This is a genomic window from Methylobacterium sp. D54C (assembly GCF_053345595.1).
In genome coordinates this window covers 150,244-173,271 of the sequence record NZ_JBKFAK010000007.1, presented here as the reverse complement: position 1 = coordinate 173,271, position 23,028 = coordinate 150,244, and the positions used below count along the sequence as shown (strand labels likewise).

Annotated in this window: 15 protein-coding genes; 7 read left to right on the top strand and 8 right to left on the bottom strand. The window is 73.0% G+C overall.

The features are described from left to right. Positions 1-9: 9 nt before the first annotated feature. From ACLBYB_RS16850 to ACLBYB_RS16820, 7 genes are all read right to left on the bottom strand, one after another. Positions 10-1,116: a microcin C ABC transporter permease YejB gene (locus ACLBYB_RS16850; RefSeq protein WP_132367173.1), complete on the bottom strand. Its 1,107-nt coding sequence runs from the start codon at positions 1,114-1,116 to the stop codon at positions 10-12. 4 nt (positions 1,117-1,120) lie between these two features. Then, complete coding sequence (locus ACLBYB_RS16845) at positions 1,121-2,968, bottom strand: extracellular solute-binding protein (RefSeq protein WP_447699457.1); 1,848 nt, start codon at positions 2,966-2,968, stop codon at positions 1,121-1,123. Between the two features lie 14 nt (positions 2,969-2,982). After that, positions 2,983-4,908, bottom strand: coding sequence for an extracellular solute-binding protein (locus ACLBYB_RS16840; RefSeq protein ID WP_447699456.1), 1,926 nt, complete (start codon positions 4,906-4,908; stop codon positions 2,983-2,985). A gap of 150 nt (positions 4,909-5,058) precedes the next feature. Further along, positions 5,059-7,140, bottom strand: a complete 2,082-nt coding sequence (locus tag ACLBYB_RS16835) for a hypothetical protein (RefSeq protein ID WP_447699455.1) — start codon at positions 7,138-7,140, stop codon at positions 5,059-5,061. A 334-nt stretch (positions 7,141-7,474) separates the two neighbouring features. Then, the gene (locus ACLBYB_RS16830; RefSeq protein ID WP_447699454.1) at positions 7,475-10,294 is read right to left on the bottom strand and encodes a DUF4159 domain-containing protein; all 2,820 of its coding nucleotides are present in this window, start codon (positions 10,292-10,294) and stop codon (positions 7,475-7,477) included. A gap of 7 nt (positions 10,295-10,301) precedes the next feature. Beyond that, entirely contained in the window at positions 10,302-11,213 is a 912-nt protein-coding gene (locus ACLBYB_RS16825) for a DUF58 domain-containing protein (RefSeq protein WP_447699453.1), read from the bottom strand. 2 nt (positions 11,214-11,215) lie between these two features. Continuing rightward, positions 11,216-12,220, bottom strand: a complete 1,005-nt coding sequence (locus tag ACLBYB_RS16820; RefSeq protein WP_026604846.1) for an AAA family ATPase — start codon at positions 12,218-12,220, stop codon at positions 11,216-11,218. 336 nt (positions 12,221-12,556) lie between these two features. On the opposite strand from ACLBYB_RS16820, the gene ACLBYB_RS16815 reads away from it, so the two are divergent. The 5 genes from ACLBYB_RS16815 to ACLBYB_RS16795 all read left to right on the top strand — a co-directional run bounded on the left by ACLBYB_RS16815 (position 12,557) and on the right by ACLBYB_RS16795 (position 20,075). Continuing rightward, complete coding sequence (locus ACLBYB_RS16815; RefSeq protein WP_447699452.1) at positions 12,557-15,691, top strand: rhamnan synthesis F family protein; 3,135 nt, start codon at positions 12,557-12,559, stop codon at positions 15,689-15,691. A gap of 19 nt (positions 15,692-15,710) precedes the next feature. Further along, positions 15,711-17,243: a glycosyltransferase family 2 protein gene (locus ACLBYB_RS16810; RefSeq protein WP_447699451.1), complete on the top strand. Its 1,533-nt coding sequence runs from the start codon at positions 15,711-15,713 to the stop codon at positions 17,241-17,243. A gap of 132 nt (positions 17,244-17,375) precedes the next feature. Then, on the top strand, positions 17,376-17,879 hold the full coding sequence (locus ACLBYB_RS16805) for a cupin domain-containing protein (protein WP_020092621.1): 504 nt from the start codon (positions 17,376-17,378) through the stop codon (positions 17,877-17,879). Between the two features lie 133 nt (positions 17,880-18,012). Beyond that, positions 18,013-19,047: an acyltransferase family protein gene (locus tag ACLBYB_RS16800; protein ID WP_447699450.1), complete on the top strand. Its 1,035-nt coding sequence runs from the start codon at positions 18,013-18,015 to the stop codon at positions 19,045-19,047. Positions 19,048-19,121: 74 nt separating this feature from the next. Then, positions 19,122-20,075: a phosphatase PAP2 family protein gene (locus ACLBYB_RS16795; protein ID WP_447699449.1), complete on the top strand. Its 954-nt coding sequence runs from the start codon at positions 19,122-19,124 to the stop codon at positions 20,073-20,075. Between the two features lie 31 nt (positions 20,076-20,106). On the opposite strand, the gene ACLBYB_RS16790 is transcribed toward ACLBYB_RS16795, so the two are convergent. Further along, a complete protein-coding gene (locus ACLBYB_RS16790; protein WP_447699448.1) occupies positions 20,107-21,372 on the bottom strand; it encodes an FAD-dependent monooxygenase in 1,266 nt (421 codons plus the stop codon). A 98-nt stretch (positions 21,373-21,470) separates the two neighbouring features. Here ACLBYB_RS16790 and tesB point away from each other — a divergent pair, with 98 nt between their 5' ends. Both tesB and ACLBYB_RS16780 read left to right on the top strand, forming a co-directional pair. After that, positions 21,471-22,370, top strand: a complete 900-nt coding sequence (gene tesB, locus ACLBYB_RS16785) for an acyl-CoA thioesterase II (RefSeq protein WP_447699447.1) — start codon at positions 21,471-21,473, stop codon at positions 22,368-22,370. Positions 22,371-22,670: 300 nt separating this feature from the next. Continuing rightward, positions 22,671-23,009, top strand: coding sequence for a P-II family nitrogen regulator (locus ACLBYB_RS16780; protein WP_010683623.1), 339 nt, complete (start codon positions 22,671-22,673; stop codon positions 23,007-23,009). The last annotated feature ends 19 nt before the right edge of the window (positions 23,010-23,028 follow it).

Below are 23,028 nucleotides of genomic sequence, written 5' to 3'. Positions count from 1 at the left end.
GCCGCGCGGTCAGGTCGCCCGCGCCGAGAAATCGATCCGCGGGTCGATCCAGACGTAGATCAGGTCGGACAGCAGGTTCACCGCGAGCCCGAGCAGCGAGAAGATGTAGAGCGTTGCGAATACCACCGGATAGTCGCGCCCGACGATCGCCCGGAACGACAGCTCGCCCAGGCCGTCGAGGGAGAAGATCGTCTCGATGAGCAGCGAGCCGGTGAAGAAGGCCGAGATGAAGGCGCCCGGAAAGCCCGCGATCACGATCAGCATCGCGTTGCGGAACACGTGCCCGTAGAGCACGCGCCGCTCGGAGAGCCCCTTCATCCGCGCGGTCAGCACGTACTGCTTGCGGATCTCGTCGAGGAACGAGTTCTTGGTCAGCAGGGTCGAGGTGGCGAAGGCGCCTATCACCAGGGCGGTCAGCGGCAGCACCATGTGCCACGCGTAATCGGTCACCTTGTGCCAGGGCGAGAAGCTCTCCCAACCCTCGCTGGTCAGGCCGCGCAGCGGGAACCACTGGTAGAACGAGCCGCCGGCGAACAGGATGATGAGCATCAGCCCGAACATGAAGCCCGGGATCGCGTAGCCGATGATCACCACGAAGGAGGTCGCGCGGTCGAAGCGCGTGCCGTCCGCCACGGCCTTGCGGATGCCGAGCGGGATCGAGATCGCGTAGGACAGCAGCGTCATCCACAGGCCCAGCGAGATCGAGACCGGCAGCCGCTCCTTGATCAGCTGGATGACCGTGACGTCGCGGAAGTAGCTGCGGCCGAAATCGAACCGGACGTAGTCCCAGAGCATCTTGGCGAAGCGCTCGGGCGCCGGCTTGTCGAAGCCGAACTGCTTCTCGAGCTTGGCGATGAATTCCGGGCTCAACCCCTGGGCGCCGCGGTAGCGGGAGCTGGCGTCGCCGCCGCCGCCCGACGGCCGGCTGGCGCCGCCGAGGTCGCCCGAGCCGCCGGTGACGCGGGACATGGCCCCGTCGCGCTGGCCCTGGAGCTGCGACAGCACCCGCTCCACCGGTCCGCCGGGGGCGAATTGCACGATGGTGAAGGTGATCAGCATGATCCCGAACAGGGTCGGGATCATCAGGCCGATGCGGCGCAGGATGTAGGCGAGCATGGCGTCAGTCCCGCCCGATCCGCTTGGCCTTGTCGGCGTCGAACCACCACGTCCCGGGGGCGCCTAGGTCGTATTTCGGCGGGGTCGCCGGGCGGCCGTACACGTCCCAGAGGGCGAGGCGATGGGTCGAGGCGTACCACATCGGCACCCAGTAGCGCCCGGCCCGCAGGACCCGGTCCAGCGCCCGGCAGGCGGTGGTCAGGTCCGCCCGCAACGTCGCGTCGGCGACGGCGGTGAGCAGCGCGTCGATCGCCGGGCTCGCGATCCCCGACAGGTTGTTGGAGCCCGCGGTCCCGGCGGAGCGGGACCCGTAGGTCTCGCGCAGCTCCGCGCCGGGGGTGAGCCCGCTGCTGTAGCGGCGCGGTGTGACGTCGAAGTCGAAATCCTTCAGCCGCGCCTGGTACTGAGAAGGGTCGACCGTGCGCAGGCTCGCCTTGATGCCGAGCAGCCCCAGGTTGCGGATGAAGGGCTGCGTGACCGCCTGGAAGACCGGATCCTCGTCGAGGAACTCGAGGGTCAGGGGCTGGCCGCCGGGCAGCAGCAGGTTGCCGCCCTGGCGGGTGCAGCCGGCCTCCCGCAGGAGCGCGTCGGCGCGCTTCAGCAGCGCCCGGTCCTGGCCGGACCCGTCGGAGACCGGCGGCGCCCAGGCCTCGCCGAACACCTCGGGCGGCAAGTCCTTGAGCGGCTCCAGCAGGGCGAGCTCCTCGGCCGAGGGCTTGCCGGTCGCCTTGAGGTCGGAATTCTCGAAGAACGAGGCCGTGCGCGCGTAGGCGCCGTACATCAGGTTGCGGTTCGACCACTCGAAATCGAAGCACAGGCCGATCGCCTCGCGCACCCGCGGGTCGCGGAACGCCGCGCGCCGGGTGTTGATCCACCAGCCCTGCGTGCCGCTCGGCCGCGCGTCCGGCACCGTCTCGCGGACGACGCGGCCCTCGGTCATCGCCGGGAAGTCGTAGCCGGTCGCCCAGACCCGGGCGGTGAACTCCTCGCGGAACGTGAAGGCACCGCTCTTGAACGCCTCGAAGGCCACGGTGCGGTCGCGGAAATACTCGTAGCGGATCGCGTCGAAGTTGTTCTGGCCGACATTCACCGGCAGCTCGGCGGCCCAGTAATCCGGGACGCGCTCCAGGCCGATGGACCGGCCCGGATCGACGGTGCCGACCCGGTAGGGACCGGAGCCGAGCGGCGCCTCCAAGGTCGAGGCCTCGAAGTCCCGGCCGGCGTAGTAGGCGGCGGAGAAGAGCGGCAGCTGCGCGACGAACAGCGGCAGGTCCCGGGCGCGGCCCGGCTCGAAGGTCACCACGAGCCGCCCGTCGCCCTCGGCCCGGGCGTCGGTCATGGGCCGGATCACCTCGGCGATCTCGGGGTGGCCCTTGTCGCGCAGGAGCTTGAGGCTGAAGGCCGCGTCCCGCGCGGTCAGCGGCGAGCCGTCGTGGAACCGCGCCTGCGGGCGCAGCGCGAAGGTGTAGGTCAGGCCGTCCGGGCTGACCGTGACGGCGCGCGCCGCCAGCCCGTAGAGGGCGTCCGGCTCGTCGAGGGCGCGGACCATCAGGCTGTCGAAGGTCAGAGGCATGCCGGCGGCCCCGTCGCCGCGCAGCACGTAGATGTTGAGCGTGTTGAAGGTGTTGAGCGACTGATTGCCGGTCGTCGCGGCGAGCTGCGCCGAGAAGCGCCCGCCGCGGGGCGCCATCGGGTTCACGTAGTCGAAATGCGCGAAGTCCGGGCCGTATTTGAGCTCGCCGAAGCTGGACAGGCCGTGGCGCTCCTGCGCGTCGGCCGCCCGGGCGGGGCGCCACGGCGGCATCGCCGCGAGCGCGCCGGCCCCGAGGACCAGCCCGCGCCGGGTCGGCATCCCGGGCGCCCCCGTCAACGGGGCGCCCCGGTCTTGGCCGCGAGCGTCTCGTCGTACCACCACGTCGTCGGGAAGCCGGAGCTGGCGTAGAGCGGCAGGATCGCCGGGTGGCCGAACCGGTTCCAGCGCAGTGTCCGCTGCTGGTCGGAGGACCATTGCGGGACGACGTAGTCGTGGGCGAGGAGCACCCGGTCCAGGGCCCGGGTCGCCGCGATCACGGTGTGCCGGTCCTTGGCGAAGATCACCGTCTCGATCAGGGCGTCGATGCCGGGATCCTTGATCCCGATCAGGTTGCGCGAGCCGGGCTTGTCGGCCGCGGCCGAGCCCCAGTACTCGCGCTGCTCGTTGCCGGGCGAGAGCGACTCGCCCCACGACGCCGTAGTGACGTCGAAGTCGAAGTTGCGGATGCGGTTCTGATACTGCGCCTGGTCGATGACCCGCAGGGTGGCGTCGATGCCGATCAGCTTCAGCTGCGCCGAGAACGGCAGGATGACCCGCTCGAAGGTGTTCTGGAACTCCACGAACTCGACGGTCAGCGGCTCGCCGGTCGCCTTGCTGACCATCTTGCCGCCGCGCAGCTCGTAGCCGGCCTCGCGCAGCAGGCCGACGGCCTCGCGGAGGTTCCTGCGCACCGCCTCGGGGCCGTCGTTGACCGGGTTGGCGTAGGGGGTGGTGAAGACCGAGGCCGGGACCTTGTCCCTGACGCTCTCGAGGATCGCCTTCTCCTCGCCCTCCGGCAGGCCCGATGACGCCAGCTCCGAGCCGAAGAAGTAGGAGTTGATTCGCTTGTACAGGCCGTAGAACAGCGCCTTGTTCATCTCCTCGTAGTTCATCGCGAGGTTGAACGCCCGGCGGACGCGCGGGTCCCTGAACTTGTCCCGGCGCGTGTTGAAGGCGAAGGCCTGCATGATGCCCATGCCGCGCTCGGGGAACGCCTCCTTGATCAGCCGGCCCTCCTTCACGGCCGGGAAATCCTCGTAGGCGGTCGCCCAATTGCGGGCGATGTTCTCGACGCGGAAATCGTAGAGGTCGCCCTTCAGCGCCTCGACCAGCACGGTGCCGTCGCGGAAATACTCGTAGCGCTCGGTGTCGAAGTTATAGCGACCGGCATTCACCGGCAGGTCCTTGCCCCAGTAATCGGGCACGCGGGTGTAGGTGGTGGTGCGGCCCGGCTCGAACTTCGCGAGGCGGTAGGGGCCCGAGCCCAGCGGCGGCTCCAGGGTCGTCTCGGTGACGCTGCGCGCCTTGCCGTTGGAATCCGTGGCGGTCCACCAGTGCTTGGGCAGGACGCGGAGCTGCCCGATCACCTGCGGCAGCTCGCGGTTGCCGGTCTCGGTGAAGGTGAAGGTCACCTCGCGCGGCCCGGTCACCTCGGCCTTGGCCACGGTCTGGTAGTAGGCGGCGTAGAACGGGCTGTTGGCCTTCAGCACGTCGAAGGACCAGACCACATCCTCGGGCGTGATCGGCTTGCCGTCGTGCCAGCGGGCGTTCTCGCGCAGCCGGTACGAGACCGAGCCGAGATCGGGGGCGATCCGCACCGCCTCGGCGAGCAGGCCGTAGGAGGTGAACGGCTCGTCCGACGACTCGGTCATCAGCGGATCGTAGATCTGCTGGATGCCGTTCTCGAGGTCGCCCTTCAGGCCGGCGACGACGATGTTGAAATTGTCGAACCCGCCCTGGGCCCCGAACCGGACCATGCCGCCCTTGGGGGCTGCCGGGTCGGCGTAGTCGAAATGCTTGAAGTCCGGGCCGTATTTCGGCTGGCCCATCAGCGTGATCGCGTGGGTCCACTGGCCGTTGGCGGCCGGCAGGGTGGCCGGCACGGCAGGCGGCGTCGACGGCATCGCGGCCGGTTCCTGCGCACGGGCCGGGGCGAGCTGGAGGCAGGCGACGAGGAGTGTCGCGGCGAGGAGGCGTCCAGTCACGGTCTGCGCTGTCACGGGCAGGCTGTCTCCGTTGGTTCGAGCCCGCGCCGGACGCGGACTCTCTCGACATGTAAGGGGTCATAGGACGCGGACCGCCGCCCGTCGACCATGCGGGAGCGCACAGGGCCGCACGGGTCCGAAGGCGCGCCCAGCCGCAAGTCCGCGTCAAACCGCCCGCCCCCGCCGACCCTCGACCAGCCACATGGCGAGCAGGGCGGCCGCCAGCGCTGCGAGCGCCGCGAGGCCGAGCGCCAGCGGGTAGACCTCGACGCCGCGGATGTTGGCGCTGTCGCTCGGCCGGAAGCCGATCCAGTCGCTGCCGGCGAGGCGGCCGCCGCGCACCAGCGCGAGGCGCGGCACCTGGATGCCGCCCGACTCGGCGACCCGGCGGACCGAGCCGCCCGACCCGTCGGCCGCGGCCTTCAGGCGCTCGGTGTCGCTAAACACGTCGGCGAGCTCGCGCGGGTTGGCCGGCCCGACGCTGACGAAGGCAACGAGGTTGCCCGACCGCAGGGTGTGCAGGCCCAGGGTCTCCGCGTCGAAGGTCGCGGTGAACAGGCCGGGCTCCTGGGACTTGAGCGTCAGCGTCGTCACCTTGCCGGTCGGGCCCGTGACGGTGACCGGCTCGGCCTGGTCCGCCATCGTCTGGCGCTCGACCCGCACCTCGCGGCCGCGCCCGGTGGTCTGGGCGCGCAGCGCCTCCTCCTCCAGGGCCGGCTCCTTCATCAGCCAGTGGCCGAGGCGGCGCAGCAGGTCGAGATAGGGGCCGCCCTCCTGGTAGCCCCGCGCCCAGAGCCAGGCGTGGTCGGACAGGAGCAGGGCGACGCGGCCCTTGTCCTCGCGCGACAGCGCGAGCAGCGGCAGACCCTCGGCCCCCGACAGGATCGGCTGGATCCCCGGCCGGGTGCGGGCCTCGACGATGCGCAGCCAGTCGCCCCAGGCGGGCGGGTTCGCGTCCGAGCCCGGCAGGGCGCGGGTCACCGGGTGGCGCTGGCCGACCTGCGTCGGCGTCGCCTTGTAGGGCTTCTCGACGACCCGGCCGTCGGGGTCGCCGGGCAGGATGCCGGCGAGCCGCGTGCGGGCGAGGCTGGCCGGTCCGGCGAATTCGGGGCCGGCGGCGATCAGCAGGGCGCCGCCCTCGCGGACGTAGCGGACGATGTTGTCGAAATAGGCCTGCGGCAGCACGCTCTGATTGGCGTAGCGGTCGAAGATGATCAGGTCGAAGTCCTTGATCTTCTGGACGAACAGCTCGCGCGTCGGGAAGGCGATCAGGGAGAGTTCCGAGATCGGCGTGCCGTCCTGCTTCTCCGGCGGCCGCAGGATGGTGAAGTGGACGAGGTCGACGTTGGCGTCCGACTTCAGGAGGTTGCGCCAGGTGCGCTCGCCCTGGTGCGGCTCGCCGGAGACGAGCAGCACCCGGAGCTTCTCGCGGATGCCCTCGATCGGCAGGACTGCCCGGTTGTTGACCGTGGTGAGCTCGCCCGGCAGCGGCTCGACCTCGATCTCCACCACGTTCGGGCCGCCGTGCTCGATGCGCAGGTTCAGGGAGAACGGCTTGTCGGTGGCGACGTCCCGCCGGCCGATCTCCTCACCGTCGCGGCGCACGGTGACGACCGCGTGGCCGGTCCCGCCGCGCTCCATGACCTCGGCGCGGATCGTCAGGTCCTTGCCGACGATGCCGAAGCGCGGCGCCTCCAGGAGCTTGATCTGCCGGTCGCGCTCGTCCGGGTGACCGGTGACGAGGACGTGGAGCGGCGCCTTGATGCCGAGCTGGGCCAGCGAGGACGGGATGTCGTGCACCACGCCGTCGGTGAGCATCACGATCCCGGCGAGGCGCTCCGGCGGGACGTCGGCCAGCGCCTGGCTCAGGGCCGTGAACAGCTTGGTGCCGTCGTCGCCGTCCTTGGAATCCGGCACGTCGATGAAGCGCGGCTCGATGTCGGTGAGCGCGCCGAACCGGCGCTGGAGCTCGGCGCGGACCGCGTCGGTCATCTGCGGCCGATCGCCGAGCTGCTGGGACCCGGACCGGTCGACCACGATGGCGGCCACGTCCTTCACGGGCTCCCGGTCCTCGCGCACCAGCGCCGGGTTGGTGAGCGCCGCCAGAACCAGGGCGAGGACGAGGACGCGCAGCAGCGCGGTGCGGCCCCGGGCCAGGACGGCGAACACCGCCAGGACGGCGACGATCGCGCCGAGGACGGCGATGGCCGGCCAGGGCAGGAGGGGCGTGAAGCTGAGGCTCAGCATGGGGCGGAGCGCTCCGAATCCGTGAGGCTGCGCCGCGCTTCGTTCCGGGCACCGCCACGCTCACGCGGCGGCGCGGGCAGGCGCGACGGGCTCCCTCTCCCGCGCGGGAGAGGGCTGGGGTAAGGGTCGGGAAGGTTCAGGCTCGAGCACGCCGTCGATGTGCCGGCAGGGAGCGCCGCGTCCGGGGAGATCTGACCCCTCACCGTGTCCCTCTCCCGCACGGGAGAGGGGACCCGCGCCCCGTCCTGCCGACGCGGCGCCGCGCGCGCGCTTCGAATCTGCAGGCATGCAGAGGAGGGAGGGAAGGCGGCCGCGCGCCGTGTGTCCGAACCCATCACTGCCCCAGCCGCTCCAGCAGCGCGGGCACGTGGACCTGGTCCGCCTTGTAGTTCCCGGTGAGCGTGTACATCACGATGTTCACGCCGCCCCGGAACGCCATCTCGCGCTGGCGCTGGTCGCCGCCCACGACCGGGTAGAGCGGCTCGCCCCGGCGCCCCACCGCCCAGGCGGCGGCGAGGTCGTTGCCGGTGATGATGATCGGGCTCACGCCGTCGCCGGCGCGGGCCGGGCGGCGCTCGGCGCCCTCGGCGGCGGGCGGCAGCGCCTCCACCCAGGTCTGGCCCGTGGCGTAGCGGCCGGGGAAGCTGTCCACGAGGTAGAAGGCCTTGGTCAGCACGTGGTCGAGGGGCACCGGCTCCAGTTCCGGCACCTCGAGCGTCGCCAGCATCTTCCGGAGATAGGCTCCTTCCGGGGTGGGCGGCCCGCCCGGCCGCGCGGTGAGCGCGTCGCGGGTGTCGAACAGGACCGTGCCACCGTTGCGCATGAACGCGTCGATCTTGCGGATCGCGACGTCCGAGGGCTGTGGCCGGTTCGGGGCGATCGGCCAGTAGATCAGCGGGTAGAAGGCCAGTTCGTCCTTCGCCGGATCGATCCCGGCCGGCTCGCCCGGCTCCAGCGCGGTGCGCGCGGCCAGCATCTGGGTCAGGCCGGTGAGGCCGGTGCGGCTCGCCTCGTCGACGGCGGCGTCGCCCGTGATCACGTAGGCGAGGCGCGTGACCAGCGCCGACTCGATGCCGTTCGGCCGGTTGGCCGGCGGCTCCTCCGCGCGGACCGGGCGCGCCGGCAGGGCGGCGAGCAGGACGAGGCCGGCGAGGGCCAGCACGGCCGGCCGGCCGCGCAGGCGGGCCGCCAGACCGCCGCGGCGCAGGAAGCCGCCGAGCCACAGCCCCGCCAGGGTGTCGAGCGCCAGCAGCAGCAGCGCCAGGGTGAACAGGCTCGGCCGCAGGTCCAGGGTCTCGGCGCCGGCGAGGGACCCGAACCGGGCGCCCTCGAGCGCGGCGGTGTCGAGGGGCTTCAGCCGGTCATCCGGTTTCAGGGCGTTCACGCTGATGCCTCCGTCCGGCGGGCCGTAGAAGCCCGGCGGATGTTCGAGGTTCGCCCGGTCGGCGTAGTCGGCCGACACCGCGGTGGCCGAGGCCGGCGGCGATCCCAGCGCGCCGAAGCCATCGAGGGTCACCCGCGGCGCGAGCACCGGGGCGGCGGCCCGCGTCGCGTCCCCCTGGACCGGCGCCGCGGCGCCGGCCAGCGCCACGACGCGCCGGAGCATGTCGATGAACAGGCCGGAGAGCGGCAGGTTCGACCACGTCGTGTCGGCGGTCACGTGGAACAGCACGATCGTGCCCTGGCCGCGCTTCTGCGCGGTGACGATCGGCGTGCCGTCCTGGAGCGACGCCCAGGTCCGGTTCGGCAGGTCGCCGTCCGGCTCGGCCAGGATCTGGCGGCGCACGCCGATATCGGCCGGCGGCGTCAGGCCCGTGAAGGGGCTCTCGGGCGGGAACGGGGCCAGGGTCTTGGGGCTGTCCCAGGAGAGCGTGCCGCCGAGCGTCCGGCCGCCCCGCCGCAGCCGCACGGGCACGAGCGGATCGTTGCCGGCGGCGAGCCGCGGGCCGGCGAAGCGCAGCAGCATCCCGCCGTCCTTCACGAAGCTCTCGATCCGCGCGGTGGTCTTCTCGTCGAGCGCGCCGACATCGGCCAGCACGAGGACCGAGACCTGATTGTCGAGGAGCTGGTTGATCGAGTCCGCCGTGCCCTTGGCGCCCCGGGGCTCCTGCACGTCCGCGAAGGGCTGGAGCGCCCGCGACAGGTAGTAGGTCGGCGCCAGGAGCGGCTGCGCCTGGTCGAGGGTGCCGCCGAACACGAGCCCGACCCGGCGGCGCTTGCCGCGCTCGTCCTGCAGCACCACGGCGCCGGCCGAGCGCTCGCCCGCGATCTCCAGCCGGCTGATGCTGTTGCGCAGCTCCACCGGCATCTCGAAGGTCGCGTCCGCCTCGGTGGCGTCGGCCCCGAAGGCGAAGTCGCGCTCGGCGAGCGGCAGGCCCTTCTGGTCGAGCGCCCGGATCACGCCCGCGTCGCGCCCGTTCGGCGCCGCCCGCAGGACGTGGGTCACGAGCTTGCCGGCGTTCTCGGTGGCGGTCAGGGCGAGGGCCGGCGGCCTGTCGGCCCGCAGCACCGTCAGGGCCGCGCCCCTGTCGCCCGCGAGGTCGGCGAGCCCCTTGGCGAAGCGCGTGTCGCCCGCGCCGGCGACGCCGTCGCTGATCCAGACGAGGCCGGCGCCCCGGTTCTTGTCGAGGAAGGTCTCGATCGTCGCGAGATGCGCGTCGCGGGCGGGGAGGATTGGGCGCGGCGCGAGGGCGCGCAGGCGCTCCAGGGCGGCGGCCGGCGTCTTCGCCTCGAAGGCCGCGGGGGCGTCGGCGAGGCCGATCACCGCGACGGGCCGTCCGTCCCGGGCGGCGCCCTCCACCGCGTCGGTGGCGACGCGCAGGCGGTCGCGCCAGTCGTGGGCGGCGGGAAAGCCGTTGTCGAGGAGCACAAGGAGCGCGCTGCGGCCGCCCCCGGCTCCGACGCCCCCGGCGTTCCAGACCGGGCCGGCGACCGCGAGGATCAGGGCGGCGGCGATCAGGAGCCGGAGGATCAGCAACCAGGGCGGCGTGCGCGCCGGGGTCTGCCGCTGCGGGATCAGGTCGGCGACGAGCTTCAGCGGCGGGAAGTTGATCCGCCGCGGGCGCGGCGGGGTCACCCGCAGCAGGAACCACAGGGCCGGCAGGCCGATCAGGGCGGCGAGCGCCAGCGGCGCCGCGAAGGTCAGACCCAGCATGGCGGCCTCACTCGGTGCCGCGGGCGGCGATCAGCGTGGCGAGCCGCAGGGCCGCCTCGCTCGCCGGCCGGTCGGTGCGGTGGATCGTCAGCGTCCAACCCTGTCCGCGGGCGATGGACGCCAGCGCGGCCCGGTGCTCGGCGATCCGGGCCCGGTAGCGCGCGCCCCAGGCGTCGGCGTCGCCGATATCGAGACTGAGGCCGCCCTCGAGATCGTGCAGGACGGCCTGGCCGGTGAACGGGAAGGTCTCCTCGATCGGGTCCGCCACCATGAGGAGGTGGCCGCGGCTGCCGCGGCCGGCGAGGCTCTGCACGGAGGCCGCGATCCGGTCGGGCTCGGTCAGGAAGTCGCCGATCAGCACCACCTCGTCGAAGCGGGCGGGGCTGGCCCGGGGCGGCAGGTCCTGGGTGAGGCCGGCCGTGTCGGCCACGAGCGCCTGGGCCAGGCGCTCGACGATCCCGCGGGAGGCGCTCGCGCGGGTCAGGCCGAGCAGGCCCACCCGCTCGCCGCCCTCCACGAAAACGTCGGCCAGGGCGAGGCCCAGGATCAGCGCGCGCTCGATCTTCGGGGCCGAGGCGAGGTCCGACACGAAGCCCATCGAGGCCGAGCGGTCGATCCACAGCCAGATATTGTGGGCCGCCTCCCATTCGCGCTCTCGGACGTAGAGCCGGTCGTCCCGGGCCGAGCGGCGCCAGTCGACGCGGGCCGCGGCCTCGCCGGTGACGAAGGGGCGGAACTGCCAGAAGCTCTCGCCCGGCCCGGCGCGGCGGCGGCCGTGGAGGCCGTGGGCCAGCAGGCTCGACACGCGGCGCGCCTCCAGGACGAGGCGGGGCATCTTGTCGGAGAGGGCGGTCGCGCCCTCGCTCTCGCGCCGGCCGGGGGTGCGCCTGCCGGCGTCGAGGGCGTTCGTCGCGACCAAAGTCAGAGCTTCTCCGCGAGCTTGGCGATCAGGCCCTCGATGGTCTCGCCGTCGGCGCGGGCGGTGTAGCTCAGCGCCATCCGGTGCTTGAGCACCGGCTCGGCGAGCGCCTTCACGTCGGCCACCGACGGCGCGACCCGGCCCTCGATCAGCGCCCGGGCGCGGGCGGCGAGCGTCAGCGCCTGGCTGGCGCGGGGGCCGGGCCCCCAGAGGAGCTTGTCCTTCACGATGGCGTCGCCGCTGTCCGGCCGGGCGGCGCGCACGAGGTCGAGGATCGCCTCGACCACGGCCTCGCCCACCGGCAGCCGGCGCACGAGGCGCTGGGCGGTGAGCAGCTGCTCGGTGGACATCACGGCCCGCGGGCGCGCCTCGTCCACGCCGGTGGTCTCGATCAGGATCCGCCGCTCGGCGGCGCGGTCGGGGTAGCCGACGTCGATCTCCAGGAGGAAGCGGTCGAGCTGCGCCTCGGGCAGGGGATAGGTGCCCTCCTGCTCGATCGGATTCTGGGTCGCCAGCACGTGGAACGGCCGGGGCAGGTCGTGGCGGGCGCCCGCCACCGAGACGTGGCCCTCCTGCATGGCCTGCAGCAGCGCCGACTGCGTGCGCGGGCTCGCCCGGTTGATCTCGTCGGCCATCAGGAGCTGGGTGAAGACCGGCCCCTGCACGAACCGGAAGGCCCGGCGGCGCTCGGCGTCCTCCTCCAGGATCTCGGTGCCGAGGATGTCGGAGGGCATCAGGTCGGGCGTGAACTGCACGCGCCGCGCGTCGAGGCCCAGCACCGTGCCCAGCGTCTCGACCAGCTTGGTCTTGGCGAGGCCCGGCAGGCCGACCAGCAGGCCGTGGCCGCCGGCCAGGATGGTCACGAGTGCGAGATCGACCACTTTCTCCTGGCCGAAGATCACCCCGTGGATCGCCTCCCGCGCCGCGCCGACGTCGGCGAGGCAGCTCTCCGCCGTCGCCACGATGCCGTCGTCCAGGGTGGTGGCCGGGCTGATCCCCTGCGTCATGCCGATATCCATCTCCTGCCCGGGCCCCGCGGGACCCGCCGGCCAATCCCGCAAGTGTGGGGCTTCAGGTGCCGGGCTGGCAAGGTCGGGATCGCCGCACGCCCGTTCGCGGCCGCGTTGGCGGCGTCCGGCGCCCTCGCCGAGACCGGAGCCGCCCGCGATGGGTCGGACGCCGATCCCGCCCCGCTCTTGGCGTGGGCGACCCGGACCTTTAGGAAGGCGCCCAAGCCGGGGCGATCCTCACCCGCGACCGCCGGACCGGCCGAACCCTCTGATGTCTCTCGCGGATCGCGGCGTGGGCAGCTTTGCGGGCTTCCCGCGTATCCGGACCTGACCATGCGCCTTCGAGATGTGTTCGTCGTCGGATCGTCGGAGAAGGCCGGCCTCGCAGGCGCGGCGCAGTCCCTCGCGCGCCCGCTGACCCGGCGCCTCAAGGGCCGCCGCCGCACCGAACCCCGCCAGGCGGACCTCGTCCGCGCGGTCAAGGAATCCGGCCTGTTCGACCCGGCCTGGTACGCGAGGCGCTACCCCGACGTGGTCGGCGAGGGGATCGATCCGGCGGTGCACTACGCGGTCCACGGCGGGCGCGAGGGGCGCTGGCCGCACCCGCTCTTCCACGGCGACCTCTACCTCGACTCCGTCCCGGGCCTCCGGGCCGAGGGCACCAACCCGCTGCTCCACTACCTCGACCGCGGCGCCGCGGCAGGCATCCGCCCCAACCCGCTGTTCGACCCGGACTGGTACGCGACGCGCTACCTCGGCGGCGCGGAGCACCGCGCCCGGGCGTTCTCCGACTTCCTGTCGCGGGGCGACACCGACCCGTCGCCTCAGTTCGACACCGCCTGGTACCTGTCCCGCTACCCGGATGCCCGCGCGGCCGGCGGCAACGCCCTCAGCCACTTCTTCGAGACCGGCCGGAAGCAGGGCTACCTGCGCAACCCGGAGGAGTTCGCCGGCCTGTCGCGGCACGTCGACCTGATCCGGCGGTCGGGGCTCTTCGACGCCGCGTTCTACCGCGAGCGCTGCCCCGAGGCCGAGACCAGCGGGCTCGAGCCCCTGGAGCACTACGTGATGGCCGGCGGCTACCGCCGCTACGCGCCCCACCCGCTGTTCGATCCCGACTGGTACGCGGCCCAGTCCGCCGCGGTGCGGGCCGACAGCCTCAACCCGCTGGTCCATTACCTAGAGCACGGCGCCGCCGAGGGCCTCGACCCGGGGCCCTGGTTCGCCACGCGCTGGTACACCGAGACCTACCTTGAAGACGACGCGGCCGGGCAGAACCCGCTGGCGCATTTCCTCGCCGACGGCGGGCGCACGACGAGCCCGTCGCCGCGCTTCGACGCGCCCTGGTACCGCGCCCGCTACCCGAAGGTCGCAGCGCTGGGCCTCAACCCGCTGATCGACTACGTCACCACCGGCCTGGAGGCGGGCCGCCTGACCCGCCGCGTCCCCGGGGCCGCGGTGCCGGAAGCCTCCGACGCGCGCCTCTCCTGCCTGAAGCGCGAGCCCCGGCGGCACGGCCGCACGGCCCTGTTCATCACCCACTGCCCCGAGGGGCGGATCCGCGGCCACGTCGAGCCCTACCTCAAGGCCTTCGCGGAGAACGGGACCGACCTCGTCCTGATCATCGCCGCCGACCAGCACAAGAACGCCGTGCCGCAGGCGATCCTGGATCTCTGCGCCTCGGTCTACCTGCGCGAGAACAGCGGCTTCGACTTCGCCGCCTGGGCGCATGTCCTCCTGGAGGACACCGACCTCCTCGATTCCGAGACGCTCTACCTCGCCAATGACAGCCTCGTCGGGCCCCTCGACCGCGACGACTTCGCCGGCCTGCTCGCGAAGATCGACGCCTTCCCGGAGGCGGTGATCGGGCTGGCCGACAATTTCTACTACAGCCACCACCTCCAGAGCTTCTTCCTGGCCCTGAAGCGGCGCTGCCTGTCCTCGTACGCGTTCAACCACTTCCTCCTGTCGGTGGCGAACTGGCCGGACAAGAACGCGGTCATCACCGAGTACGAGCTGACCTTCTCGCAGCGGATGCGGGCGGCCGGGCTCGGCATGCGCAGCCTGTTCTCGGCCCAGAACAAGCACATGTCGCTGGTCAACGACCCGCGCAACAATCGCACCCTGTTCGACTGGGAGAACATGCTCAGCCAGGGCTTCCCGTTCGTGAAGCGCTCGCTGCTGGGCGAGCACGCCGCGATCGGCGGGGCGGCGGTGCGGGAGGCGATCGCCGAGCGCGGCTTCGACCTCGACCGGCTCGACGTGACCTACACGTATCCGGGGGCCAGGATCTGGGCTGACCTGCGCCGGCCCCGGGCGCCGGAGCGGCCGCAGCGCGTCGCCTACGTCTCGCCGATGAACTACGCCAACGGCCTCGGCGTCGCGGCCCGCAGCTACGCCCGCGCTCTGCATCGGACCCCCTTCGCGCTGAACGTCCACCCGATGGAGCGGCCGTTCCACGTCCACGCCCGGGTGGCGCCGGCGTGGCAGGCCCGGACCGTCTCGGGCCCCGCCGACGTCGCGCTGGTCCATTTCAACGGCGACAGCTGGCACTCGCTGATGAGCGACCGGCAGCGGGCGATCGCCGCCGAGGCGCGGCTGAAGATCGGGCTGTTCGTCTGGGAGACCTCGCACGTGCCCGGGGGCTGGCTGCCGACCGTCGACGGCCTCGACGCGATCTGGGCGCCCACGGAGTTCTGCGCGGCGATCTTCCGGCAGATCACCGACATCCCGGTCGACGTCGTGCCCTACGTGGTCGAGAACGAAGCCGGCGAGCTGGTGAGCGCCGCCGCCAAGGCGAACCTGCGCAAGGCCTTCGCGATCGACCCGTCCAGGCGGGTGATCCTCTACGCCTTTGACGGCTCCAGCTACCTCGCCCGCAAGAATCCGCACGCGCTGATCCGGGCCTTCCGGGCGGCGGGTCTCGGGCAGGCCGGCTGGCAGCTCGTGCTCAAGACCAAGCACGTGTTCGACCTGCCCGAGGAGGGCAAGAAGCTCCTCGACCTCGTGGGCACGTCCGGCGACGTCGTGGTGATCGACCAGCCGCTCTCTCAGAACGAGCTCGGCGCGCTGTTCGATCTCTGCGCGGTCTACGCGTCGTCGCACTCCTCGGAGGGCTTCGGCCTGACGATCGCCGAGGCGATGGAGATGGGCAAGGTCGTGGTCGCCACCGATTACGGCGGCTGCCGCGACTTCCTCGACGCCACCTGCGGCTTCCCCGTGAAGGCCGAGGTCACGGCCCTCGACCAGACCTACGGCCCGTACCTGCGCGGCGCCGAGTGGGGCCAGGTGGACGAGGCGGACCTCACCCGGGCCCTCAACGACGCGGCCCGGGCGGTGACCGGCGGCGACGCGGCCCGGATCGGCGCCGCCGCCCGGGCCCGCATCCGCGAGCGGCTATCCATCGGCGCGGTGGCGCGGGCCATGGAGGCGAGCCTGACCCGCCTCCTGGCCGCCGAACGGTCCTGAATCCCCGGAGACGCGACCCGTGTTGAAGAAGAAGCCGGTCCCGGCCCCGTCGGCCTCGTGGGGCACGCTCCCGTGGCCGGACGCGATCCTGCCGCTGCCCCTCGACCCGCAGCTCCGTCCCCTCGACGAGCGCCGGCTCGCCCAGGTCGCGGCCGGCCAGTTCCCCGCCTGCCGGGCGATCTTCGTCGCGCCCGCGGCCTCCGAGCTGCGCCCCGACCTCGCGGCGCACCTGACGCGCGCGCTGGCGGAGCGGCCCGATATCGGCATCTTCTACGGCGACGACGCCGTGGTGGACGGCGCCGGTCAGGTCCGCAGTGTCCACTGCAAGCCGGCCTTCAACCCGGCCCTCCTGATGGCCGACGACTATATCGGCTTCCCGCTGCTGATCCGCGTCTCGGCCCTGGCCGGCCTGAGCCCCGATTTCGGCCTGCGCCACGGCAGCGCCGCGTGGTTCCGCTTCCTGCTCGGCGCGATCTCCGCGGGGATCGGCATCGACCGGATCCCCCAGACCCTGATCGCCTCGCCGCTGGAGCGCCCGAAGGCGACGCGCACGGCGCGCGCCCACGCCCTCGATCGCTGGTTCGAGGCCTCCGGCATGCCGCTGCGCACCGCCCCGGGGCTGACCCCGGACACGCTGGAGATCCGCCGGAGCTTCGACGCGCGGCCGGCCGTGACCCTGGTCGTGCCGACCAACCAGAGCCGCCCGAAGGACGATCAGGGCCGCGCCGTCGAGGGCGCCAAGCCCCACGTGATCAACCTGCTCGACAGTCTCGGCCGCAGCACCTACCCGGCCGACCGGATCCGCGTGCTGATCGGCGACGACGTGGCCGACGACGCGATCTACCGCGGCCGCTCCGACCGCTTCACCGTGACCCGCCTGCTGACGACCCGGGCTCCGGGCGAGCGGTTCAACTACGCGGCCAAGATGAACACGCTCTGGCGCGCGGCCGAGACCGACCTCGTCATCCTGATGAACGACGACCTCGTCGTGCGCCGGCCCGGCTGGATCGAGGCGCTCCTGACCTTCGCGCTGGACCGCGGCGTCGGCGGCGCCGGCGGCCGGCTGCTGTTCCCCACGGGCAAGATCCAGCATGCCGGCATGACCGGCGGCATCTTCGACGTGTTCGCCCACCCCTGGTACAACCGGGACGCGGCGGAGCCGACCTACGGCGACTGGGCGCTGACGCAGCGCGACTGCTCGGCGGTGACCGGGGCGCTCTTCGCCACCCGCAAGGCGGTGCTCGAGGCGGTCAACGGCTTCGACGAGGGCTTCGCCCTCGACTTCAACGACGTCGACCTGTGCCTGAAAATGCGGCAGCTCGGCTACCGCATCGTCTACACGCCCTTCGCCGAGATGGCGCACCACGAGAGCGCCTCGCGGCAGACCAGCTTCGCGCCGGGCTCGCAGATCGCCCGCTTCCTGCGCCGCTGGGGCGACGTGATCGCGGAGGATCCGGCCTACAGCCCGCAGCTGCGCATCGACACCGACGTGGTCGCCCCGCGGGCCGACGCGACGCGCTGGATCGCGGAGCGCCGGGCGGACGCCGCCTGATCGGCCGGCGCGCCCGGGTTAAGCTAAACGCGCGAAGTTCGGCGCGGCGGCCTGGAACGGGGCAGTCCGAGCCTCTACCCATCGTGGCGGATGCGCGGACGGAACTGTCCGCGCCGGGGTGGGGAGCCCAACGTGAAGAAGCCGCTCACCGCCGCCGCCCTCCTCGTCGGCCTCGCCCTGGTCGGCCTCGCGGCGGAGATCCGGCTGCACGAGCGGGGTCGTCCCGTCGCCAGCACGGCGGTCCGGTCCGGCGGCGCCGCCTTCGCCCCGGCGCCGATCCCGGCGGACTGGGTCGTCTCCGGCGACCCCGTCACCGAGGTCGCGGAGGTCTCGCAGACCCATGACGGCAGCGCGCAGGTCTACCTGTGGCGCACCACGGCCAGCACGTTCCGCTGGACCCACCACGCTGACGAGATCATCACCATCCTCGACGGCGAGGTCTTCGTCACCGACGCCGACGGCAGCCGCCACCACCTGACGCCGGGCGACGTGGCGCATTTCCCGGTCGGGTCCGTCCAGCTCTGGGAGGTGCCGAGGACGCTGCTGAAATCGGCGATCCTCAAGCACCGCAGCCCGACCCTGGTCGAGGCGTCCCTGCGGTGGCTGCGCCGGGCGCGGGCGCTCGTCGCCGGCTGAGGCGCGGGCGCCGGCGGCGTCCGCCGCGGCGAGCCGACGAGGCGTAATCTAGGTTGAATCCCGCGATCCGGTGACACGGCTTGCTAAGGCTCGGCGCGGCATCATCGGCGCTCCGACGCCGCGAACCGACCCGATGCCCCCACCCCGCAACCTGCAGCTCGACGCCGCGCGCGGTCTCGCCGTGCTGCTGGTCCTCTCCGGCCACCTGCTGCAGCCCGTCTTCTACGGCCCGTCGGGGCCCGAGCCGGGGCCGGCCCTCGCGGTCTGGCGGGTCATATACGCCTTCCACATGCCGTTCTTCTTCCTGCTCTGCGGGATGGTCGACCGGATCAAGGGCGAGGCGAGTCTCGGCGAAGCCTGCCGCTCCGCGCTGCGGCTCGTGGCGGTGGCGCTGGCGTTCGGCACCCTCGCGCTGGTCCCCCAGGCCCTCGCCGGCACCCTGTCGCCCGGTGACGCGCTGCGCGCCGCGCTCTACGGCCGCGACTTCGGCCTGGGCGTGCTCTGGTTCCTGGTCGCCCTGGGGCTGGTGCGGGTGATCGACGCCGCGGCGCGCGCGGCGACCTTCCCGGGCGGCTACTGGATCGTTCTGGGCGGCGCCCTCGCCCTGTCGTGGACCTGCAGCGCGCGGGCGTTCCCGTACTGGCAGGTCCACGCGCTCGTGGGCGCCCTGCCGTTCTACGTCGCGGGCCTGCGGCTCGGGCCACGGGCGTTCGACGTGTCGGCGCTGCTCGGCGCCTGCGGCCTCGCGGTGCTCCTGCTCTGCGCGCCGCGGAACTTCGTCCACGTCGCGACCGGGCATTACGGCGACCCGGCGCTGTTCGTCGTGACGGCGGCGGCAGGCTCGGCGTTCGCGCTGGCGGTCGCCGGCCGGCTGCGCGGGCCGCCGCGCGCCGCGGCCGGCCTGCTGGGGCGGGCGAGCTTCGAGCTCTACATCGTCAGCGGCGTCTTCCTCCTCCTGGCGCCGCACTGGCCCGCCTGGGACCGGTGGGACGGCCTGGTGCTGCTCGCCGCAATCGGCCTGCCCCTGCACCTGATCGCGGCCCGCGGGCTGCGCGGGCCGATCCGGGCCGTCCGCGCGGCCGCCGACAGTGTTGTCGACAGCGCGGTCGACGGGCTCGCCGGCCGCCAGCGTCGCGCGCGGCCGGGCTTGTCCGGGGCGGATCCTTAAGACTTGTGCGGGACGATCCGCCAGCATTCCGGCCGCAAGACCTTCGATGACAGCGCCACACGCCAGGGGCCCCGATGTTCGCTGAGCGCCCGCGCGGCGGCGTCGGCGCGTGGCCCCTCATCGCCGCCACGCTGGTCGCCACGATCGTCTGGTTGGCGGTCGCCGGGCTGCACTTCGCCTGGGACAGCGCCCTCGTCACCCTCGCGGCCTGCGGCGGACTCGAGGCCCTTGCGCGGGTCTACCGCACGCGCCGCCCCGAGCCGCGCATCGCCGCGACGCTGAGCGCGCTGGCGCAGGTCATCGCCTTCAGCGCCTGCGCGGCCGCGCTGTCGTACACGGTCGCGAGCACCGGCGGCCCACTCTGGGATTCGACCTTCGACGCCTGGGACCGGCGGCTCGGACTGGACTGGCGCGCCTACCTGGCCTTTGTGGACGGCCATCCGCGGCTCGGGCTGGCGCTCTCGCTGGCCTACCGGAGCCTGATCCTGCAGACCATGCTGGCGGTCATCCTGCTGGGCTTCAGCGGTCGGCTGCGGGCCCTGCGGGACTTCGTCCTGGCCTTCGCCCTCGCCGGCACGGTGACGGTCCTGATCTCCGCGCTGACGCCGGCCCTGGCCAACTTCGTCTTCCTGGGCCTGTCCCCGGCGGACTTCCCCAACCTGCACCCGGCCGCGTCCTACGTCCACGTTGCGGACCTGACCGGCCTGCGCGACGGCACGCTCCGGACGATCTCCCTCGACCACGTCGAGGGCATCATCACGTTCCCGAGCTTCCACGCGGCGCTGGGGGCCCTCTACATCTGGGCCTTCTGGCACCTGCGCGCGGCCCGGATCCCGGCCTTCCTCGTCAACGTCCTCCTCATCGCCGCCACGCCGATCGACGGCGGCCACTACTTCGTCGACGTGATCGCCGGGCTGGTCATCGCCGTCCTGGCGATCTGCGCCGCGCGGGCGCTCGGGCGGCGGCGGGCCGCGGACGCGCTCCGCCCCGGAGCGCGCGAGGGCGGACCCGCGCCCGGGCGGGCCTGACGCGCGCGGCCCGCGGGCGCCTCAGAGCGCCTCAGAGCGCCTCGCCCCGCATCAGCCGGGGCCGCGAGTCGCGCGCGGCCGCGGCCTCGCCGATGAAGAAGCGCTTGAGCCCCGGCAGCCTGTCCACGATCCCGAGGCCGAGGTCGCGGGCGAGCCGCAGCGGCAGGGCGTCGTTCGAGAACAGCCGGTTCAGCCCGTCGGTCGCCGCCGCCATGGCGAAGCTGTCGAAGCGCCGGGCGCGCTCGTAGGCGCGCAGCACGTCGGGGCTGCCGGGGTCGAGGCCGAGGCGCAGCGCGCCGGTCACGGATTCGGCCAGCGCCGCGGCGTCCGCGAGCCCGAGGTTGAGGCCCTGGCCGGCGATCGGGTGGATCACGTGCGCCGCGTCGCCCAGCAGGGCGAGGCGCTCGGCGCGGAAGGCGCGGGCGATGCCGAAGGCGAGGGGGTGACGGCTGGGGCCGTGCTCCAGCGCGAGCGCGCCGAGATCCAGGGTGAACCGGCGCTCGATCTCGGCGAGCACCTCGTCGGGGCCGCCGGAGAGCAGGGCCTCGGCGTCGTCCGACCGCTCGGTCCAGACGATGGAGGAGCGGTGCCCTAGGGGGCCGCCGTCCCGCAGCGGCAGGATCGCGAACGGGCCCGCGGGCAGGAAGTGCTCGAAGGCGCGGCCTTCGTGCGGCCGGGCGTGGCCGATCGTCGCCACGATCCCGACCTGCGGGTAGGACCAGCCGACCCAGCCGATCCGCGCCGCCTCGCGCAGCCGCGAGCGCGCGCCGTCGGCGGCCACCAGCAGGTCGCCCCGCAGGGTCTCGCCGGTGGTGAGCGCCGCGCGGATCGCGGCCCCCTCCGGCACCGCGCGCACGACCCCGGCGGCGACGATCGCGACCCCCGCCGCCCGGCAGGCCTCCGCGAGGGCCGCGGCGAGCGGCTCGGCCTCGATCATGTGGGCGAAGGGCTCGCCGTCGTCGCGCTCCGCGTCCGCCTCGCTGCCGAAGGTCAGGAAGACCGGCCGCACCGGGTCGGCGAGGCGGCTGTCGCTGATCACCATCTCGCCGATCGGCTCGGCCGCTTCGGCGACCCGGGCCCACAGGCCGAGGCGCTCCAGCATCCGCCGCCCGCCCGCCGCGAGGGCGTAGGCGCGGCCGCGATGCCGGGCGGGGTCGGCGGCGCCCGGATCGATCACCGTCACGGCCAGCGCCGGACCGTGGGCCTGCTTCAGGGCGAGGGCCAGGGCGAGGCTGGGCAGGCCGCCGCCGGCGATCAGGAGGCTGCGGCTGCCGGGGCGAGGCGTCTCGGCCGTCATCGGGGCGGATCTCCTAGGGGTCCCGCGCGGGACGCGTGGATTGGTTCGTCCGAAAAGCCTATGTCGCACGCGGGCAACGAACGGAAACCCCGCGGGTCATGACCGACGCCAACACCGACGCGATGACGGACGCCGTCGCCGAGCTGATCGCCATCCTCGACCTGGAGCGCCTGGAGGTCGACCTGTTCCGCGGCCAGAACCCTAAGACAGGCTGGCGGCGCGTCTTCGGCGGGCAGGTGGTGGCGCAGGCCCTGGTCGCCGCGACCCGGACGGTGCCCGACGACCGTCCCGCCCACTCCCTCCACGCCTACTTCATGCTGCCCGGCGACCCGCGCACGCCCATCGTCTACGAGGTCGAGCGGATCCGGGACGGGCGGAGCTTCACGACCCGCCGGGTCAAGGCGATCCAGCACGGGCGCGCGATCTTCGCCACGACGATCTCCTACCAGGTCGTCGAGGAGGGGCTCACGCACCAGCCGGCGATGCCGGCGGTGGCCGGGCCCGAGGGGCTCCTCGACGGCAAGGCCCTGGCGGCGGCCGGCGGCACCGGGATGCCGGAGGCGATCGCCGCCTATTTCGGCCGCGAGCGGCCGATCGCGCTGCGGCCGGTCGACCTGAACCGCTACCTGCCCGCCGGCGCGGGCGGCCGGGCGCCGGACCCGATCTTCAATGTCTGGCTGCGCGCGGCCTCGGCGCTGCCGGACGATCCGGCACTCCACCGGGCCGTGCTGGCCTACGCGTCCGACATGACCCTCCTCGACGTCTCGCTGATCCCGCACGCGCGCTCGGTGTTCGACCCGACGATCCAGGCCGCGAGCCTCGACCACGCGCTCTGGTTCCACCGGCCCGTGAAGATCGACGACTGGCTGCTCTACGCCCAGGACAGCCCCGTCGCGGGCGGCGCCCGCGGCTTCGCCCGGGGCCAGATCTTCGACCGGGCCGGCAACCTCGTGGCGTCGGTGGCCCAGGAGGGTCTGATCCGCCCGTCGCGGGATTAAAACGCGTTGCCGCGCGTGTGTTGCCGGCACGCAACGGGGCGAGATGCACGGAATTGGGCAGATTGCCTCGTCTTTGTGCGGCGGCGCGACCGGACCTGCCCGCGATCTGGCCGCGTCGGGCTAATCGATGGGCAAAATGGCGACCGGCGAAAATGTTCCCGGCCAAGCTTGTCTGGCATAGTCCTTGAATAGCGGCCTTCGACCGCGGGTCATCCCGAGCCTGCGGACGGTCCGGGTCGGCTCGTCCCGCAGGTCGGGTGACGGCAACGGTTCCCGAGGACTTCGAAGGGGGCGTCGCCCATGAAAATCGTGATGGCCATCATCAAGCCGTTCAAGCTCGAGGAGGTGCGCGACGCGCTCACCGGAATCGGCGTGCACGGCCTGACGGTGACGGAGGTGAAGGGTTATGGCCGCCAGAAGGGCCACACCGAGATCTACCGCGGCGCGGAGTACGCCGTCAGCTTCCTGCCGAAGCTGAAGATCGAGGTCGCCGTCGCCTCGGACCTGACGTCCAGCGTGATCGACGCCATCGCGGGGGCCGCGCGGACCGGCCAGATCGGCGACGGCAAGATCTTCGTGATGCCGCTGGAGAAGGCGGTGCGCATCCGGACCGGCGAGACCGACGCCGACGCCCTCTGATCCGCGGCCCGGTGCGCCC

Excerpts from the sequence above, each read along its gene's own strand:
- tesB (WP_447699447.1), top strand. The coding sequence starts at position 21,471 with ATGACCGACGCCAACACCGACGCGATGACGGACGCCGTCGCCGAGCTG.
- ACLBYB_RS16800 (WP_447699450.1), top strand. The coding sequence starts at position 18,013 with ATGCCCCCACCCCGCAACCTGCAGCTCGACGCCGCGCGCGGTCTCGCC.
- ACLBYB_RS16780 (WP_010683623.1), top strand. The coding sequence starts at position 22,671 with ATGAAAATCGTGATGGCCATCATCAAGCCGTTCAAGCTCGAGGAGGTG.
- ACLBYB_RS16790 (WP_447699448.1), bottom strand. The coding sequence starts at position 21,372 with ATGACGGCCGAGACGCCTCGCCCCGGCAGCCGCAGCCTCCTGATCGCC.
- ACLBYB_RS16795 (WP_447699449.1), top strand. The coding sequence starts at position 19,122 with ATGTTCGCTGAGCGCCCGCGCGGCGGCGTCGGCGCGTGGCCCCTCATC.
- ACLBYB_RS16830 (WP_447699454.1), bottom strand. The coding sequence starts at position 10,294 with ATGCTGGGTCTGACCTTCGCGGCGCCGCTGGCGCTCGCCGCCCTGATC.
- ACLBYB_RS16835 (WP_447699455.1), bottom strand. The coding sequence starts at position 7,140 with ATGCTGAGCCTCAGCTTCACGCCCCTCCTGCCCTGGCCGGCCATCGCC.
- ACLBYB_RS16850 (WP_132367173.1), bottom strand. The coding sequence starts at position 1,116 with ATGCTCGCCTACATCCTGCGCCGCATCGGCCTGATGATCCCGACCCTG.
- ACLBYB_RS16815 (WP_447699452.1), top strand. The coding sequence starts at position 12,557 with ATGCGCCTTCGAGATGTGTTCGTCGTCGGATCGTCGGAGAAGGCCGGC.
- ACLBYB_RS16845 (WP_447699457.1), bottom strand. The coding sequence starts at position 2,968 with ATGCCGACCCGGCGCGGGCTGGTCCTCGGGGCCGGCGCGCTCGCGGCG.
- ACLBYB_RS16820 (WP_026604846.1), bottom strand. The coding sequence starts at position 12,220 with ATGACGCAGGGGATCAGCCCGGCCACCACCCTGGACGACGGCATCGTG.